The sequence below is a fragment of the Bradyrhizobium sp. CCGUVB23 genome (genome assembly GCF_024199885.1).
In the GTDB taxonomy this organism is placed as follows: Bacteria; Pseudomonadota; Alphaproteobacteria; order Rhizobiales; family Xanthobacteraceae; genus Bradyrhizobium.
The window spans coordinates 5,065,530-5,081,634 of the sequence record NZ_JANADQ010000001.1; the positions used below are offsets into that span (position 1 = coordinate 5,065,530).

Consider the following 16,105-nt stretch of genomic DNA (forward strand, 5'->3'; position numbering starts at 1 on the left):
TATGGATATGAAGCTCTCGCCTGAGCAACAGAAGCTGAAAGCCGCTGCGCGCGAGCTTGCAGAGTCCAAATTCGCCGAAAAGGCTGCGGAGGTAGACCGAACGGAGGCCTATCCCTACGACAACGTGAAGGCGCTGACCGAAGCTGGGTTCATGGGGTACACGGTGCCTAAGGAGTATGGCGGTCGCGGCGGTAGCTTCTTTGAGGCCGCCCTCATCATCGAGGAAATGGCCCGCGTCTGCGGTGCTACCGGGCGTATTACGGTCGAAGCCAACATGGGCGCGATCTCGGCCGTTATGCAGTACGGTACCGAAAAGCAGAAGCGGATGGCGGCGGAGTTGGTGCTCGCCGGCGACAAGCCCGCGATCTGCATTACCGAACCGAATGCCGGTTCGGCCGCTACCGAGATGACAACGCGTGCAGACAAGCGTGGCGGCACCTATGTCATCAATGGCAAGAAGCACTGGATTACTGGCGGTGGTGTGTCCAAGCTGCACTTGATCTTTGCCCGTATTTTCGACGAACGGGGAGCGGAGCAGGGGATCGGAGGGTTCTTGGCCGTCGCTGGGACCCCGGGTTTGAAGGTCGGCAAGCGCGAGCCGGCGATGGGCCTTCGCGGAATTCCGGAAACAGAGATCATTTTCGAAGATCTGGAGGTCAAGGACGATATGCTCGTCCTGCCGCCGCGGGGGCTTCGTCGTGGCTTCGCTGATCTCATTGACGCCTATAACAGCCAGCGCGTTGGCGCAGGCACCGTGGCGCTCGGCATCGCGCAAGGCGCATTCGAAAAGTCTCTTGCTTTCGTGAAGGAGCGTGAGCAGTTCGGTCGTCCGATAGCGGAATTTCAAGGATTGCAATGGATGGTGGCCGACATGGCCGTAGCCGTGAATGCAGCGCGCCTGTCGTTGCATCAAGCCGCTTTGAGTGCGAATCCATTTCCGGACCCTCTCTTGGCCGCCCAAGCGAAGATCATCGCTTCCGAGACCGCCAACAACGTCACCAACCAGGCATTGCAGCTCTTCGGCGCTCGGGGATACTCGCGCAATTATCCCATGGAACGCGCGGTGAGAGATGCTCGCATGTTCACCATAGCCGGCGGGACCGCTCAAGTGCTCAGAACTTTGGTGGCCTCGCGCGTGCTTGGCATGAAGATGCCGCAGACACGTGACGGTTATGCCCACGTCGAGCGAAGCCAAGGCCGCGATGCTGCTGAATAGGATGCCCGTCAGCGGGCTGGGCGCCGGCCGATCGACCATCTCGCCGGATGAGGCTTACGAGCCTCGTCCGCCTAGGATGAGGGCTCATGACGGTGCGCGCCGCTCGTTCGAAAGCGGAGATACGTTTTTCGGCCGTCCTCCCGGTCGGATCAGGGGCTCGCAGGCCCCGCTACTCGAGCCCGGCGTGTGCAAATGTACATGCCGGGCTCTTTTTCCAAAGCGTCGTGTAATCGACGTACTATTGTAAGTGGGGCACTTCCATCATGACGACTTCCTTCGCAAAGCCGCTCGCCGGGACGCGTGTGATTGAGCTAGGAGAGCTCATAGCTGGACCTTTCGTGGGTACGTTGCTTGCTGACAACGGAGCAGAAGTAATCAAGATCGAGCGGCCAGGACGAGGCGACGTACTTCGGCAGTTTGGCCCCATGGTCAATGGAATCAGCGCATTTTGGCAGGTAAACAGCCGGAGCAAGAAGTCCGTCGTGCTGGACATCACCCGCGACGGTGGCCTTGCTATCTTGCGGGATCTCCTGAAGACCGGCGACGTGCTCATCGATAGCCTGCGGCCAGGCGTACTAGATAAAATGGGACTCAACGACGAAGCGCTTCAGTCGTTGAATCCGAGATTGATCGTCGTGCATGTCTCTGCGTTCGGCCGAGTTGGGCCAAATTCGAAGCGGGGCGGGTACGATCCGGTCGCGCAGGGGTTTTGCGGGCTAAGCAACTTGACAGGTGAGCGCGATGGACCGCCCATGAGGGCAGGTGGTGCCGTACCGGTCTGCGACTTCATGACGGGAGTACTTGGCGCGTTCGGCGCGGTGTTGGCGCTCTATCAACGAAATGGCGGAATGAAGCCGATGTCGCCGGTCGATGTCGCGCTCTATGACGTCGCGTTCCGAATGATTGCGCCACTCATTTCCTACTATGAGGCTACTGGAGAGGCTTGGCAGCGAGACGGCAATCACAGTCTTGGAGGGGCACCAACGGGGCATTTCAGGACTGCGGACGACAAATGGATATGTCTTTCCGTTCAGAATGACGAACAATTCGCGCGCTGCGCAGCATTGGTCGGCAGTCCTGACTGGGCTTCCGACGCTAGATTCGCTACCCTCTCGCAACGCACCGCTCATCGCGACGAGATTGAGACCCAGGTCGGGACCTGGATCGGGGAAAGAGATCGGACGACCGTTATCGCAGCTTTCGAATCGAAATCGCTTGGCGTCGGGCCGATCCAATCTATTGAGGATATGGCCAGCAACGAACATCTGAGCGCCAGAGATTTGAACGCTGTCGACGACCCGATCTTGGGCTCAGTAAGAATGCCACGAACTCTCCCAATCAATGTGAACGCTGGGAAGCAGTCCCCCGCTCCGGCGCTGGGTGAACACACTCGCCAAGTCTTGTCTGAGGTTCTTGGATATTCGAGCGAGGCGATCGCACAAATGATTGGCCATGGCCACGCTGCCTCCGTGTAGGCTTCCGGTTGGACTACACCGAATGAGCTCTCAGGCTGCTCGTTTCAATGGCGAATGCTGTCGGACGAGAGAGCAGCGATGCCGCCGAGCGGCCTTACCTCTGCACGGTGGCCGGCCGCGACCTTGACTTCACTATTTTTGAACTGTCGCGTGAATTTATCTCGTTTGCTTAAGTTGCCAAATGGCGCGAAATAGGGGCGCTCCAAGCGCAACCGAGTGGGCGTCGCAAATGCAATCCCAAGAATAGGCAGCGAAGTGCAGATTTGCGCGCTACGTGCGGGCGATTGTGCACACAAGCAATAGCTTCGTAGGGCCGTCTCCGGGCTAATTCGGAAGCGCGCAACCGCTTGATTGTTTGAGAATCTCTTCCTCTTCGCGCCTGTCGCGCCCGAGACGGGAAGGGCCTCGAACGTTGGCCGCGACTATCTTCAACAGAAACGACTGAGTTAGAGGTCCTATGTTCGACGATCGAGGTTTGGAACTTAGCAGCCAGAACGAGGCCGCCGTGACTTCCTACAATCGGGCGGTCAAGAGCTTTCTCGAGTACCGGACAACAGCAATGCCCCTGACAAAGGAAGCGTTGGATGCCGATCCGCAGTTCTGCCTGGCGCATTGCTTGCGTGGCTATTTCTTCATGGTCTTCGGCACGTTCTTGGTCATGGACAAGGCGCGTGCTGCTTTCAAGGATGCTCAATCGACCCTAGGCAATGCAAACAGCCGCGAGCGACGCCATGTCGAAGCGTTGGGCCTCTGGATTGCTGGCGACCTTATGGCCGCAAATACCTGCTGGGAGCAAATTCTTTTCGAGCACCCCCACGACCTTCTCGCCTTGCGGCTTCATCACTTCAACTGCTTCTGGATGGGACAAACCCGCGCACTGCGCGCGGTTCCCGCATCCGTGCTGGCGAGTTGGAGCAAAGACATGCCCGGCTACGGTAACGTTCTGGGCATGCTTGCGTTTGGCTTTGAGGAGAACGGTGAATACGCGAACGCCGAACGTTGTGGACGCGAGGCCGTCGAGATCTGCCCAGACGACTTATGGGCATTGCATGCCGTCGCGCACGTGCTGGAGATGCAAAGTCGTCATGGCGAGGGGCTGAAATGGCTCAATCATCCTCTCGACCAGTGGAACGATAGAAATCCGTTTCGGCGTCACCTGTGGTGGCACAAGGCGTTGTTCAATATCGACGCGGGACGCCTCGATGGCGCGCTGCAGCTCTATGATGAGGCCATCAAAGGCGACAAATCCGACTTCTATCTCGATATTCAGAACGCCGCGTCTCTTCTAGCTCGGCTCGAATTCTGTGGTGTCGATGTCGGGAACCGCTGGGGGGCTCTCGCCGATCACGCCGAGACGCACATCGATGATCACGCGCTAATCTTTACCGATGTTCATTGTGTGATGTCTTTGGCGCATGAGCGTCGCTTCGAGCTGGCCCACGAGGTAATCGAGTCGATGAAGAAATATGCCGGCGACGAGGCTCGCTACGCAAGCGGCGTTATCCGTAAGCTCGGCGTTCCGCTCTGCGAGAGTATCATTGCATTCGAGCAAGGTCGATATGACGATGTCGTGGACAGAATTCTGCCGCTGCGTCACGTCACCGGCCCGATCGGTGCAAGTCACGCCCAGCGCGACATCTTCGATCAATATCTTCTTGAGGCGGCTCTTCGCGCGAACAAGCTTCCACTCGCCCAGAGCCTACTTCAGGAGCGGAGCCTTTTGAAGCCAGGCAGCCACGAGAGCGAATACAAGCTGGCCAGACTGCAAGGGTCGATGGCGTCGCGCGCGTAGAAGCTCGAGCTATTTCGAAAGTCTGCGCAGATCATTGCGGGTACTCGCCGCTTAACGCAGTGATCAGCGCCGGCTCGCTCGGCGCTGGTTGCAATCTGTGCGCTGCATTGGGGTGACCTTGGGTGACCCCGGCCGACGATTGGTCGCTCGCCGACGACGTCCCGTACGAACGTTCCTTACTGTGAAGCAAGCGGAGGCATCTTTGGCGAGCTCTCTTGGTGCAATGGCGAAGTGCATCGAGCGCGGAATGACCATCGCGCTGCCAGTAGACTACGCGGGCGTATCGATGGCCATGACGCGCGAAATGATCCGGCGTGGCGCGAATGACCTTCATCTTGTCTGTGTGCCGACTGGAGGCCTGCAGGTTGATCAACTCATCGGAGCCGACCTAGTCGGGACGGTCGAAACGAGCGCGGTCTCGTTGGGGGAGGCGGGCGGCGCGCCTCGATTCAATGCCACCGTAAAGGACGGCTCGATTTGCTTAAAGGACGCGACCTGTCCTGCGATTCATGCCGGCTTGATGGCTGCACAGAAAGGCATTCCATTTCTGCCGATGCGAGGGTTGATCGGAACGGACCTACTTCGGCACCGGGAAGACTGGCACGTCCTCGACAATCCGCTTGCTGATACCGCCGATCCGATCGTCCTGATCCCAGCCATCAAGCCAGACGTAGCTATCTTTCACGCTCCGATGGCTGACCGTTTCGGGAACGTCTGGATCGGTCGTCGTCGCGAGCTCGCGGCCATGGCCTATGCGTCAACTATTACATTAGTCACAGTTGAGCGCATCGTGGAGGAGAATCTACTGGCGGATGAGCTGACGGCGGCAGGCGTGTTGCCAGCCCTCTACATTGGGGCTGTCGGACAAGCTCCACGGGGCGCTTGGCCATACGGCTTATGGGGCGAATATCCCCCGGACGTGGCCAAGCTCAATCGCTATGCGCAGGTAGCGCGGACAGCCGAGGGATTTCCCAGATACATGGCCGAGGTCGGCGCGGAGGCAGTATCGTGACTGCCATCCTTTCCCGCGAGATCTTGATCTACGCCATCGCGCAGCTATTGGACGGCGTCAAGCATGTAGCTGTAGGCGCCTCGTCGCCGATCCCTGCCGCTGGAGCCATGCTCCTGCGCGCAATGAAGGCTGCCAAGGGAGAGCCCGTCCCCCGCATTTCGGTACTCGGATCTGTTGAACACAACTTCTTCACCAACGGCTCGGCCGAGCTGTTCGATTGCGCGGCGCAGGGACGCATTGATGCGTTTTTCCTTGGCGGTGGCTAAATCGATGGGCTCGGTAACGTCAATCTCGTGGGCGCGGGCGGCTATCCGCAGTCGGACGTGCGCTGGCCCGGATCTTTCGGGTCGGCATATCTGTATTCTGTCGTTCCTCGGGTCATACTCTTCCGCGAGGAACATTCACCACGCGTTCTCGTCGACAAAGTTGATTTTGTGAGCGCGTCCGGCGTGAGCGAAAGGGGGGTCTTTAGAAGTGGGGGGCCGATCGCACTGCTAACGGGCAAGGGCCTCTTTCGATTCGACAAGTCGCATCCAGGATTCATTCTCGACAGCATTCACCCCGGATACGATCTCGATGAAATCAAGGCTTCGACCGGCTTCAGATTCCAGCATGCTGATCAACCTGGTCGAACGGCATCGCCCGACGCATCAACATTAGGCTTGCTGCGCGGTAAAGTACTCGACGAGCTTGCCGAGACATGTGGCGAGTTTGCCGCGAAGATACGCACTGAGCTTCCCTGAGGTTTGTGTAGAGAGTATCCCTCACCACTCGGCCGAAAGGCGAAGGCGAAGACCGATGCGACCTTCGCCTGCCGTTAGATCAACTCATCGTCGGCATAACGAACTCTGCACCTGATCGAATGCCAGTCGGCCACAGCGTGGTGATGGTCTTGAGCTTGGTATAGAAGCGTACCCCCTCGGGGCCGTGCATGTGATGATCGCCGAAGAGAGATGCCTTCCAGCCACCGAAGGAGTGAAATGCCATCGGCACTGGGATTGGTACGTTGATGCCGACCATTCCCACCTGAATTTGATGTGCGAATTCGCGAGCCGCGTCACCGTCTCGCGTGAAGATGGCGGTGCCGTTGCCGAACTCGTGCTCGCTGATCATCTCGGCTGCTTCGTCATATGACTTGGCACGCGCGATGGCGAGCACAGGTCCAAAGATCTCCTCTTTGTAAATCTTCATATCGGTCGAGACGTTATCGAAGAGCGATCCCCCGATAAAGTATCCCTTTTCATACCCCTGACGCCGGAAATCCCGGCCGTCGACGACAAGCTTTGCACCTTCGTCGACGCCTGCATCAATGTATCCGCGCACCTTGTCGAGGTGCTGCTTGGTCACCAGAGGTCCCATCTCGGCTTCAGGATCCGTCCCCGGACCGATATTCAGGGCGCGGACCTTTGGCGCGAGCTTTTCGATCAATCTGTCGGCCGTGGTGTCGCCGATCGGCACCGCCACCGAGATTGCCATGCAGCGTTCGCCGGCGGAGCCATAGGCCGCACCCATCAGGGCGTCGACGGCCTGATCCATGTCGGCATCTGGCATGACGATCATGTGGTTCTTCGCCCCACCCAGCGCCTGGCATCGCTTTCCGTGCTGGGTCGCCGTCTCGTAGATGTAGCGCGCGATCGGGGTCGAGCCGACGAAGCTGACCGCAACGATATCGGGATCGGACAAGATGGCGTCCACGGCTTCCTTGTCACCTTGGACGACGTTGAAGACGCCGTCGGGAAGTCCAGCCTCCTTCAGCCATTGCGCGAGGACTAGGGACGCGGAAGGATCGCGCTCGGAGGGTTTGAGGATGAAGGTGTTGCCGCAGGCGAGGGCGACCGGGAACATCCACATCGGAACCATGGCCGGGAAATTGAACGGCGTGATCCCGGCGACCACACCGAGTGGCTGACGGAGCGAGTGGCTGTCAACGCGCGTTCCGACGTTCTCTGTGACCTCGCCCTTGAGAAGCTGCGGTGCACCGGTTGCGAACTCCACCACCTCCATGCCGCGCTGGATCTCGCCCTTGGCGTCTGAAAGGACTTTGCCGTGCTCCGCGGTAATGATCTGCGCAAGCTCGTCGATGCGGTCCTCTAGAATCCGAAGGAAGCGGTTGAGGATGCGAGCGCGTCGTAGAGGAGGTGTATTCGCCCAAGCCGGGAATGCCTTCCGAGCAGCGATCACCGCGGATCGAACATCTTGTGCTGATGCTAGTCCCAGAATTCCCGATTGTTCGCCGGTGGCCGGATTGTAAACGGCCGTGGTGCGGGGGCCCTGGCTTGGCACCAACTCACCATTGATAAAATTCGCAATGGTCGCCTGCATGGTCTTATTTCTCCAAACGAAGCTTGATCGTGCGGGTATGGAGCGCATAAAATCGCACTTCAACAGCCGAATTCGCGGCTCCGTTGTGCGGAAGTTGTAGTCGATGGATTGGGAACGAGTTCGGATATTTCTGGAAGTCGCAAGAGCGGGACAGATCCTGAAAGCGTCGAAAAGCCTACGGCTTAATCATGCGACCGTTGCGCGACAGCTTACGGCGCTCGAGCGAAGCCTGAACGCCAGGCTGATCGAACGACACACAACCGGCTGCACTCTGACCGCGGCAGGGGAAGCGCTGGTCGCTGCCGCCGAGCGCGCCGAGAGCGAGTTCCTCAGAGTTGGCTCCAGCATTGGAGGAGCCACGGAGGCGATCACTGGCACTGTGCGCGTCGGGGCCCCCGACGGCTTGGGCAACTACTTTCTCGCTGACCGTCTCGGAGCGCTCGCCGCGAGCCATTCAAAACTGGTGGTCCAGCTCGTTCCGTTGCCGCGGACATTTTCGCTGTCCCGGCGCGAGGCGGACATCGCGATTACGTTGGATCGCCCCAAGCAGGGGCGACTTATCCTGTCGAAGCTGACGGACTACACGCTGAGCGTCTACGCCGCAGAGAGCTACCTCGAACGCGAGGGACCCATCGCCAGCCAGGCCGAATTGGCCGGCCGCTTGTTCGTAACGCATGTCGAGGATTTTGCTTACAGTCGCGCTCTGGACTACGCCTCCGTTCTCGGTCGGCTGATGTCACGTCGATACGAATGCGGAAGCGTGGTCGCACAAATGGAGGCCGTCCGGGCTGGGCACGGCGTTGGCATTCTTCACGACTATGCGGCGCAGCGATATCCCGAGTTGAGACGCTTGCTGCCAGAGGTTCGTTTCGTTCGAAACTATTGGATAACGTCTCATCCCGACACGCACGAGACGCGGCGCATCCAGGAGGTACACAGGTTTATCTCCGGATCCGTAAAGGAAGCCAGATCGGCATTTGTCTCCACCTGACGGGCGCGATCACCGGACATCGCAGATACAGATCAATCCAACCTGCGTTAGCACTACTTTGGGTGCGCCGGGAGACCGGCAAGGAGTAGATGGTGAAAGTCCATTGCGATGAAGTTGTAGCGAACCACATCGGCCCCGAGCCGTGCGCAGGCCTCCGCGAGGGTGTCGGCGAAGCGTCGGTAGACTACACGATCCGTGCCTGGATCATGCGAAAATACAGGCGGCTGAGTGGCCACAAAGTGCGGGCAAGCATGCTTATGCAAAGAATTGCAAAGCAGAACCCGTCTTTGTTCGCACACTGGCGCTTTGGAGGTATCGGCGCGTTTGTCTGATGGGAGCGGTGTGAGTCGAGAGGCTCACGCACCGTTCTGCGAGAGGCCGAAGGTGCAATTCCTTCGGCCTACTCTCCACGCTCTCGACCTGTGGGCCAAGCGCTGGCGACAGCGCGAGGCCTCCGGCGACATGATCATCGTGCGCCACGCGGACGATGTAGTGGCCGGCTTTGAGCGCGAGGATGACGCACGTCGTTTCCTCGATGCGATGCGCGCGAGACTGGAGGAGTTCGAGCTAACGCTCCATACGGCCAAGACCCGCCTGATTGAGTTGGGTCGCCATGCGGCGGCTCAACGTAAGCAGCGCGGACTCGGGACCGGCTGGGTCATATCCACCTGTCAACACGACAACGAAGTTGCCAATTGCGGATTTCCTCTCGGATCGCCTTGGTCGCCGCATTGCTTACCGCGGGACAGTGGCGGACGACGCGCCGGTGGCCGTCCTCAGTCTTGAAATCGGCATGCTTGCCGAGAAAGTCTGCGACCCCGGCCTCGACCGCCTGCGCCAACAGGGCACGCGCCCCGTTGCGCAAGATTTCGGTGAGCTGGTCGTCGACGTTTCCTGGCTGAACCAGCTGGATGATGTTATCTTTGGACACGGCATATCGCTCCTTCGGTGGAGAAGTTGGAGGCGTCAAGCACCCCCATGATGTGCCGCCTTCCCGATTCCCACCGTCACCAACTTTCGGCGATAGCTCTTATGCCGCCCCTGGAGGCTCCGCCATGGCCAGCACGACGTCGATAAAGGATCAGAATTGCTAATTCTTGATCAAGCGCCACTTATGCCGAAAATGTCTGTGCTCGAACATTCAAAGGATAGGCTCACCGAGGCCCGCAGTTGGCATGCGTTTTGAACGAGAGACCCCATCTAGAACAGCGCACGGGAGTCCAGATGTTATCACATCAGGCGATTGCCGATCTACGGCCTCAACGTGCGAGGCTTGCTAACTGCCCGGCGACAAAATCGGGAACACGATTCAGGCGCAGCTGTCCTACCGAGCGTAGACCCGCGATTTCCTCTCATCGCAAACTAGAAAAAGTCCTTGTGTCGCTCGCTACGAGCGGCGGTTGCAGGCTGCCGACGCTCGACGCGGACAAGCCAGCCTGCCTTAGGAAGGGTGTGATGACGCTCCTAGACCCAGGAAGCACCTAATGCTCGGCAAGAAGATGCAGAAGGTTAACCCGCTGACGAGCTTGGTCCCCAAGGATCGTTAACGCGACCGTCTGAGAAAAAAGAAGAGCTTGAAACAGAAACTAGATGCAGTCGACGAAACCTCCATTGGTGCGCTCTTCTGCGCACGTTCAAAGGGACTCGTCGTCCGTTCTAGCTTTGCAACTCTGACGCCCAGATTGAGACTTGGAACAGACATCATGACAGCGGAGACGGACATCAAATCTGCGCACGCAAAAATGCAGGCGACCACCGTCTGGACGCTGGTGCTCGGCTTTGCCGCAGATCCGTTGGCTCGATGGAGCTGGCCTGCTCCAGACCAATATCTTACGAGCATGCCTCAGTTCGTCGAGGCCTGCGGCGGACGAGCATTCGAACATGGCACGGCATACGTGACGGGAGGGGGGCACGCCGCGGCGCTCTGGCTGCCGCCCGGCGTGCAGCAAAATGAGGTGGCACTCGACGCAATTATGGCTCACTCCCTACGTCCGGAGATCAGCGAAGATATGGCGCAGCTTCGGCTTGGAATGACCGAACATCATCCACCCGAGCCACATTGGTATCTGCCTCTCATTGCTACCGATCCGAACTGGGTCGGACAGGGGCTTGGCACATTGCTGATGAAACACGCTCTCAGGCGATGTGATTCGGAGGGCACTGCCGCCTATCTCGAAAGCTCAAACCCGGAAAATATTCCCTTTTACCAGCGCCACGGCTTCAAGGTCATTGGTGAGATACAGCATGGTAATTCGCCGCGGCTAACGCCAATGTTGCGAACAGCCCATTGAGTGGAATCCGGCGAAGAGAAGTTTCGCATGCTCCAGTCCACTTTATGTCGGAGTGGCCTTTTTACTGGCCGCCGAGATCCGCATGCTGCGCAACATCATGCTTTGTCGATCGGCGATCCCAGGCCCACGTCGAACATTCGGTGGCGACGCTGGTGGGGCAACGGATATTCGCCATCGCTCTCGGCTACGAGGACCTCAACGACCATGAGACGCTGCGCCACGATCCATTGATGGAGAAAACTCAGGAGCCCGCCGACCACGTTGAGGCAACGCCGCGTGTCAGATAGAGAACCTCCCCTTCAGGCTCCACAGTTGGTCGCAACCCATTAAACAGCAGGTAGCTCGACCGCACCATCACGCCTTGTGAGACTGATCCCCGCAACGGCTAGCGCACGCGTAAACTCCTCGTGAGGATAGTAATAATGTTGGAATTGCTCAAAACTATCGAGGCGCTTCACCAGAGCATTTGCACTGATCTTTTCGTTGCCGAATTCACCGTGCATATTGTCGATTATAGTTTGGCGTACTTTGGGCTCTACATTCCGCAATGCGTTAACCAAATATCCTCCCGGCCCTGTTCTTACTTCTGTGGACGTATAAGCGCCTGCGACTCTTACCGCCTCGATATGAGACGCCATCGAAACACGACAGGTGGGGAATACCCAGACGTTTAGATCCGATAAGGCCAGGAGGTAAAGTGCAGCGAAGAATGAGAAACATTCCTCTATGTCTAAGAGTTGCTCGGGACGATTATCTGTCTCAGGCGTTGTTATTTTATTCCAAGTGGGCATGCCGATAATCAACGGCCTCACGGGGGCATACGTCGTGCAAAGATACCTTGCGTGGTGCACGGTCGCCAACACGTCAAACGCAACGTCTTTGTTTAGACCGAGCATTGCTCCTACTGAAAGATTTAGACCAGCTCTGGCTGCTCGATCCTGACTCTGCAGCCTGAATAAGAAACCATTACCATTCTTCACAATACGGAAATCATCGTCGATTCCGTACGCTTTTGGCCCGCGCGAAATATTTTGATTATACACAGCCTCATCGTATGTCTCTTGCCACATTATCATTCCGTCAGCGCCGCAAGCAGCCAGCGTCTGATCAGGCCGCAGGCAGCCAGCGTCTGATATTGCGTTTCCGTAAGTGCCATTGTGCAAAACAACAGCTGACGAGCACTAGTTGGAGGGACAAGCGATCTCAGCCTCCGCAGGAGAACTGGAAGAGCATCACGGACAAATCGAATGTCGTCGCCACCAACTAGTTCGATATCCTCTATGCCCTTCTCAAGCAAATATCGAGCTTGAATATCAACGATTTCCTCATCAATAGTTAGACGGCCCATTTGCGTATTGTCGGCGCGCCAGCCGCAAAAATCGCAGTTGGATGCACATCGATTGGTGACCTCCACGGGAGACAGTGTGGTAACAGAGCGACCATACTTCCGCGTCCTGATACTGGCAGAACAGTCAAGAACCACCGCCTTAATCTTCTCAAAATCGGGCGTGTTGATCGCACCAATGAACTCACTAAGCTCCGTAGGTAACAAAGGACGATGTTGCGCTTGGTCTAATATGTAAGCGGCCTCCTTGAGGGTTATTCCGACAGCTGCACTGGACGTCGTGCGCAATTCATCAACTGGTACTTGGTACATCTCGTCATCTTATTCTTCGGTGTTGTTATCCTTCGGTGTTGCCCTTTATTTTTATGGTATTTGACTTGAGCCCCCACAGTCTCCTGCCAAAAGTGATAGGCCCCCTCCTTGGGAGCGGCGGAGACCGAAAGCGGAAGGCCGGCAAAACATGTTTGTGCGAGCGCGTTTGACGAGCTCGCTGCACGCGGTGAAACCTTGCTTGAAGAACGAGGGCTGGTCTTCGACGTGCTGCAACACTCGGTGATGGTAGTAGCGATGGTGATGAGGCGGGTTGTCACGGCGAAGGTCCAGCGGGCAGAGCAGCGCAGATTGCTCTCTTGACTCGATTCTCCTGATTTTCTGCTTGGGATGCGATTGATTGGATAGCGGTACGACGACTCCACCTGGTTTAGGGGGACGGGATGAGCGAGACTCGCGCTTGGATTAGACAACGCGAGGGACACTCATTCCATGCATCAAGACAGACATCAAGACAGGCATGATGCCGACTCCTATCAGCGGATCGAAGTGATCACGGGGGAGAGGTGACGGCGCAGTTGGAGCGATGCGGAGAAGGCGCGGATCGTGGTCGAGCGCGCCGATCCGGAGACGAGCATTTCCGAGGTCGCGCGGTGCAACGGGGTCAACTGTCAATCGGCGTTCAAATTTGGCTCTGACTCACTTTTGATGCAGTTTGAGAGATGTCTGGCGCTTTGGTTGGGGGAGAATCAGCGTAAGCGCGCATTTTACTGCACAGGCTGCGCGCGCGGGTGGCCGCGGCGTGGTGTGACGCCGGGCCCCAGCGGGATCATCGGAACGGCTTGGTTGACCTGAGCGTTCGAACGTCAGCCGCTGTTCTCAGCTGGCAGGTGTGTTTGACCGGTGCAGTTGAACGGCAACAGATCTTCGATGTCGGCGTCGGGCGCACGCTGAGGCAGTTCAGTGAGCGCGTGACGTAACCATGCATAGGGATCGACGTCGCATGCCCGGCATGTCAGCACCAAACTGTAGATCACGGCGCTTGCCTTGGCGCCGGCAACGGTATCGCTGAACAGCCAACTTTTTCTTCCGGTGCAAAACGGCCTGATGTCGCGCTCCAGAACATTGTTGTCGATTGGCGCAAGACCGTCACTGGTGTAGCGGGTCAGATAGTCCCATTGGTTGCGCGCATAGGCGATCGCCTTGCCGGTCAAGCTTTCGGGCAGGACCTTCGGCGCCTGGTCGTCGAGCCACGTCTTGAAGGCGGCCAATACCGGCAGGCTATGCTGCTGGCGCAGCCGCACGGTGTATGCGGCGCGCGTTTCGCCGTCGGGCGGCGTCTGGCGCGCCACTCTCTCGACCTCATACAACGCCTCGAAGAACTTGAGCGCCTGCAATGGTGAACCGCCGGGCGTCTTCCTGGCCTTGAGCGCGTCGGTAAATTTCCTGCGGGCATGCGCCATACAGCCGAGATGGGTCGCGCCTGTCAGCGTGCGCCAGGCGTCATAGCCATCGCTCATCAACAAGCCGCGATAGCCGGCCAGGAACGCCTGCGGATACTCCTGACCGCGACCGGGCTGGTAATCGAACAGCACGACCGGCTGCGCGCAGTCCTGGCCGCTGCGGTAGGCCCACATGAAGGATTTGGCCTGCGCGTCCCGGCCCTCCTCTTTCAGAACCTGCACCCAGGTTTCGTCACCGTGGACCAGGGGCTGCGCCCTGAGCTTTTGCTGTAGCGCGTCATAGACCCGATGCAGATGCAATTCGCTCGCCCGGATCACCCAGTTGCCCAGCGTCCCGCGGCTGATGCTGATCTCGGCCCGCCCCAGCGCGTCCGCCACACGATACAGCGGCGTGCCGTCGACGTATTTGTTGGCGAGCACGAGCGCCAGCGTCGATGGCGTGGCGACGCTGCCCGGCAACGGCTGCGCCGGCATCGGCGCGGTCACGATCGGGGTGTTCAGCGCGGTGCGCTCGCAGTGACGGCACGCATATTTGAACCGCACATGTTGCAGCACCGACGCCTTTACCTCGACGTGCAACTGCTCGGTGACGGTCTCGCCCATCCGATGCATCCGATTGCGGCAGCACGGACAGTCCTTTTGATCCTCACCCAGATCATGTTCGACGCGCTGGCGCGGCAGATCGTCAGGCAGCGGCTTGCGGCCGCGTGTCTTCGGCGCCGGCTTTGGAGCCTCCGGCAATCCCATGTCCGGCACGGCGACCGCCTCGACATCGCCGTCGTCCCGGCTTTCAGCGGCGGCCTGCTCGGCTTCGTTGAAGATGCGCTCCTTGAGCTTTTCGCTCTTCGGCGCGTAGCGGTGCAAGCGCTCCAGGCGCAACTGCTCCTCAAGATGCAGGACACGTTGCGCGAGTTTCTCGTTCTCGGCCTTCAGCGCCGCGATCTCGGCCGCGTGCGCCGCGATCAGGGCTTCCATCTCGTGCGTCGTGGGCTTGCGACTCATCGTAGTCTTGAATCGAAGTCATGCCGCCGCGTCAACCGGGTTCCATGCGGTTGGCGGCGTCACCCGATAGCGGTGATGACGCCGCCCGCATCGAACACGGTCAGCCCACGCTGTGATATTGCCGCACCGGATGGCGCCGCACCGCCGCGATGTCGATGCCGTCAAGCAGCCAGTGCAGTTCCTCCGTCGTCAGCGTCAGCACCGCCTCCTGGCTTCGGGGCCAATGGAATCGGTCCGCCTCCAGCCGCTTCAACAGCATCCAAAATCCCGACCGATCATAAATCAGCAGCTTGACCCGGTCGCGGCGGCGATTGCAGAACGCGAACACCGCGCGCTGGAACGGATCCTGCCCCATCGACTGCTCGACCACGATCGCCAGGCTGTTGATCCCCGCCCGGAAGTCAATCGGCGCGCGGTGAAGGTAGACTCGAAGATCAGACGCCAGCCGGAACATCGCAACGCCCCAGCGCTTCAATCACCACCGACAGCAACTGCGCGTCGCCGCCTTCCAGCGAAAGCGTCACGCCGTTCGGCATCGATGCCGTCAGCCGCCCAGCAGAGGATCGCTCCGTAGCGCAAAGGGCGATCGCGCCGGCAGATCGGGTTGGCGACCGCGACGGCGCGCTCACCGGAATAAACGCCGGCGCAATCGCCGCCCGCGCCTCCGGCTGGCCATTCCCGTTCTGAAGTTGTCGCTTGGCCACCCACTTGCGCAGCAGGTTCGCGTTCACGCCGTGTTGCAACGCCAGCCCCGCCAGCGACACGCCAGGCTGCAGACAGGCCTCGACCAGCCGCTGTTTGCTGGCTGGGTCATAGCGACGACGGCCATTCCGCAACACGCCGAGCGTCTCAAGCTTAAAAGGGGCTTCTGGAGTGATCATCGATGGTGTCCACCTTGTTCATGGTGGACACCTCATCCCATCCGG

The 16,105-nt window shown here is 58.9% G+C and carries 12 protein-coding genes and 4 pseudogenes; 9 read left to right on the forward strand and 7 right to left on the reverse strand.

The window, feature by feature from the left end:
* Position 1: 1 nt before the first annotated feature.
* The 5 genes and pseudogenes from acdA (at position 2) to NLN62_RS23410 (ending at position 6,238) form a co-directional block, all read left to right on the forward strand.
* A complete protein-coding gene (gene acdA, locus NLN62_RS23390; protein WP_254110365.1) occupies positions 2 to 1,216 on the forward strand; it encodes a 3-sulfinopropanoyl-CoA desulfinase in 1,215 nt (404 codons plus the stop codon).
* A gap of 263 nt (positions 1,217 to 1,479) precedes the next feature.
* Positions 1,480 to 2,691, forward strand: coding sequence for a CaiB/BaiF CoA-transferase family protein (locus NLN62_RS23395; protein WP_254110366.1), 1,212 nt, complete (start codon positions 1,480 to 1,482; stop codon positions 2,689 to 2,691).
* 457 nt (positions 2,692 to 3,148) lie between these two features.
* Positions 3,149 to 4,483 (forward strand): tetratricopeptide repeat protein, encoded by a 1,335-nt coding sequence (locus NLN62_RS23400; protein WP_051389979.1) that lies wholly within the window; start codon positions 3,149 to 3,151, stop codon positions 4,481 to 4,483.
* A gap of 223 nt (positions 4,484 to 4,706) precedes the next feature.
* Positions 4,707 to 5,495 (forward strand): CoA transferase subunit A, encoded by a 789-nt coding sequence (locus tag NLN62_RS23405; RefSeq protein ID WP_256576093.1) that lies wholly within the window; start codon positions 4,707 to 4,709, stop codon positions 5,493 to 5,495.
* Positions 5,492 to 6,238 (forward strand): annotated as a pseudogene (locus tag NLN62_RS23410) (CoA-transferase). The gene NLN62_RS23405 and the pseudogene NLN62_RS23410 overlap by 4 nt, the downstream one beginning before the upstream one ends.
* 79 nt (positions 6,239 to 6,317) lie before the next feature.
* Here NLN62_RS23410 and NLN62_RS23415 read toward each other — a convergent pair.
* Entirely contained in the window at positions 6,318 to 7,817 is a 1,500-nt protein-coding gene (locus NLN62_RS23415) for a CoA-acylating methylmalonate-semialdehyde dehydrogenase (RefSeq protein ID WP_254110368.1), read from the reverse strand.
* A gap of 103 nt (positions 7,818 to 7,920) precedes the next feature.
* Between NLN62_RS23415 and NLN62_RS23420 the strand changes: the two genes are divergently transcribed.
* Positions 7,921 to 8,808, forward strand: a complete 888-nt coding sequence (locus NLN62_RS23420) for a LysR family transcriptional regulator (RefSeq protein WP_254108908.1) — start codon at positions 7,921 to 7,923, stop codon at positions 8,806 to 8,808.
* A gap of 748 nt (positions 8,809 to 9,556) precedes the next feature.
* Here NLN62_RS23420 and NLN62_RS23425 read toward each other — a convergent pair.
* Positions 9,557 to 9,739: pseudogene (locus NLN62_RS23425) on the reverse strand (IS256 family transposase); the annotation flags it as partial.
* A gap of 772 nt (positions 9,740 to 10,511) precedes the next feature.
* Between NLN62_RS23425 and NLN62_RS23430 the strand changes: the two are divergent.
* Together NLN62_RS23430 and NLN62_RS53000 are read left to right on the forward strand one after the other, a co-directional pair.
* Positions 10,512 to 11,099: an N-acetyltransferase gene (locus NLN62_RS23430; protein WP_027525876.1), complete on the forward strand. Its 588-nt coding sequence runs from the start codon at positions 10,512 to 10,514 to the stop codon at positions 11,097 to 11,099.
* A 95-nt stretch (positions 11,100 to 11,194) separates the two neighbouring features.
* Positions 11,195 to 11,347, forward strand: a pseudogene (locus NLN62_RS53000) (transposase); the annotation flags it as partial.
* 78 nt (positions 11,348 to 11,425) lie between these two features.
* Here NLN62_RS53000 and NLN62_RS23440 read toward each other — a convergent pair.
* Both NLN62_RS23440 and NLN62_RS23445 read right to left on the reverse strand, forming a co-directional pair.
* A complete protein-coding gene (locus tag NLN62_RS23440) occupies positions 11,426 to 12,169 on the reverse strand; it encodes a hypothetical protein (RefSeq protein WP_254110369.1) in 744 nt (247 codons plus the stop codon).
* Positions 12,170 to 12,171: 2 nt separating this feature from the next.
* A complete protein-coding gene (locus NLN62_RS23445; protein ID WP_254110370.1) occupies positions 12,172 to 12,756 on the reverse strand; it encodes a hypothetical protein in 585 nt (194 codons plus the stop codon).
* A gap of 540 nt (positions 12,757 to 13,296) precedes the next feature.
* Between NLN62_RS23445 and NLN62_RS23450 the strand changes: the two are divergent.
* A pseudogene (locus NLN62_RS23450) lies at positions 13,297 to 13,569 on the forward strand (hypothetical protein); the annotation flags it as partial.
* Between the two features lie 11 nt (positions 13,570 to 13,580).
* Here the strand turns inward: NLN62_RS23450 and NLN62_RS23455 are convergent.
* From NLN62_RS23455 to NLN62_RS23465, 3 genes are all read right to left on the reverse strand, one after another.
* The gene (locus NLN62_RS23455) at positions 13,581 to 15,179 is read right to left on the reverse strand and encodes an IS66 family transposase (RefSeq protein WP_371932934.1); all 1,599 of its coding nucleotides are present in this window, start codon (positions 15,177 to 15,179) and stop codon (positions 13,581 to 13,583) included.
* 100 nt (positions 15,180 to 15,279) lie between these two features.
* Complete coding sequence (gene tnpB, locus NLN62_RS23460) at positions 15,280 to 15,633, reverse strand: IS66 family insertion sequence element accessory protein TnpB (protein ID WP_254108309.1); 354 nt, start codon at positions 15,631 to 15,633, stop codon at positions 15,280 to 15,282.
* Positions 15,614 to 16,060 (reverse strand): transposase, encoded by a 447-nt coding sequence (locus tag NLN62_RS23465; RefSeq protein ID WP_254108308.1) that lies wholly within the window; start codon positions 16,058 to 16,060, stop codon positions 15,614 to 15,616. The genes tnpB and NLN62_RS23465 overlap by 20 nt, the downstream gene beginning before the upstream one ends.
* Positions 16,061 to 16,105 lie beyond the last annotated feature (45 nt).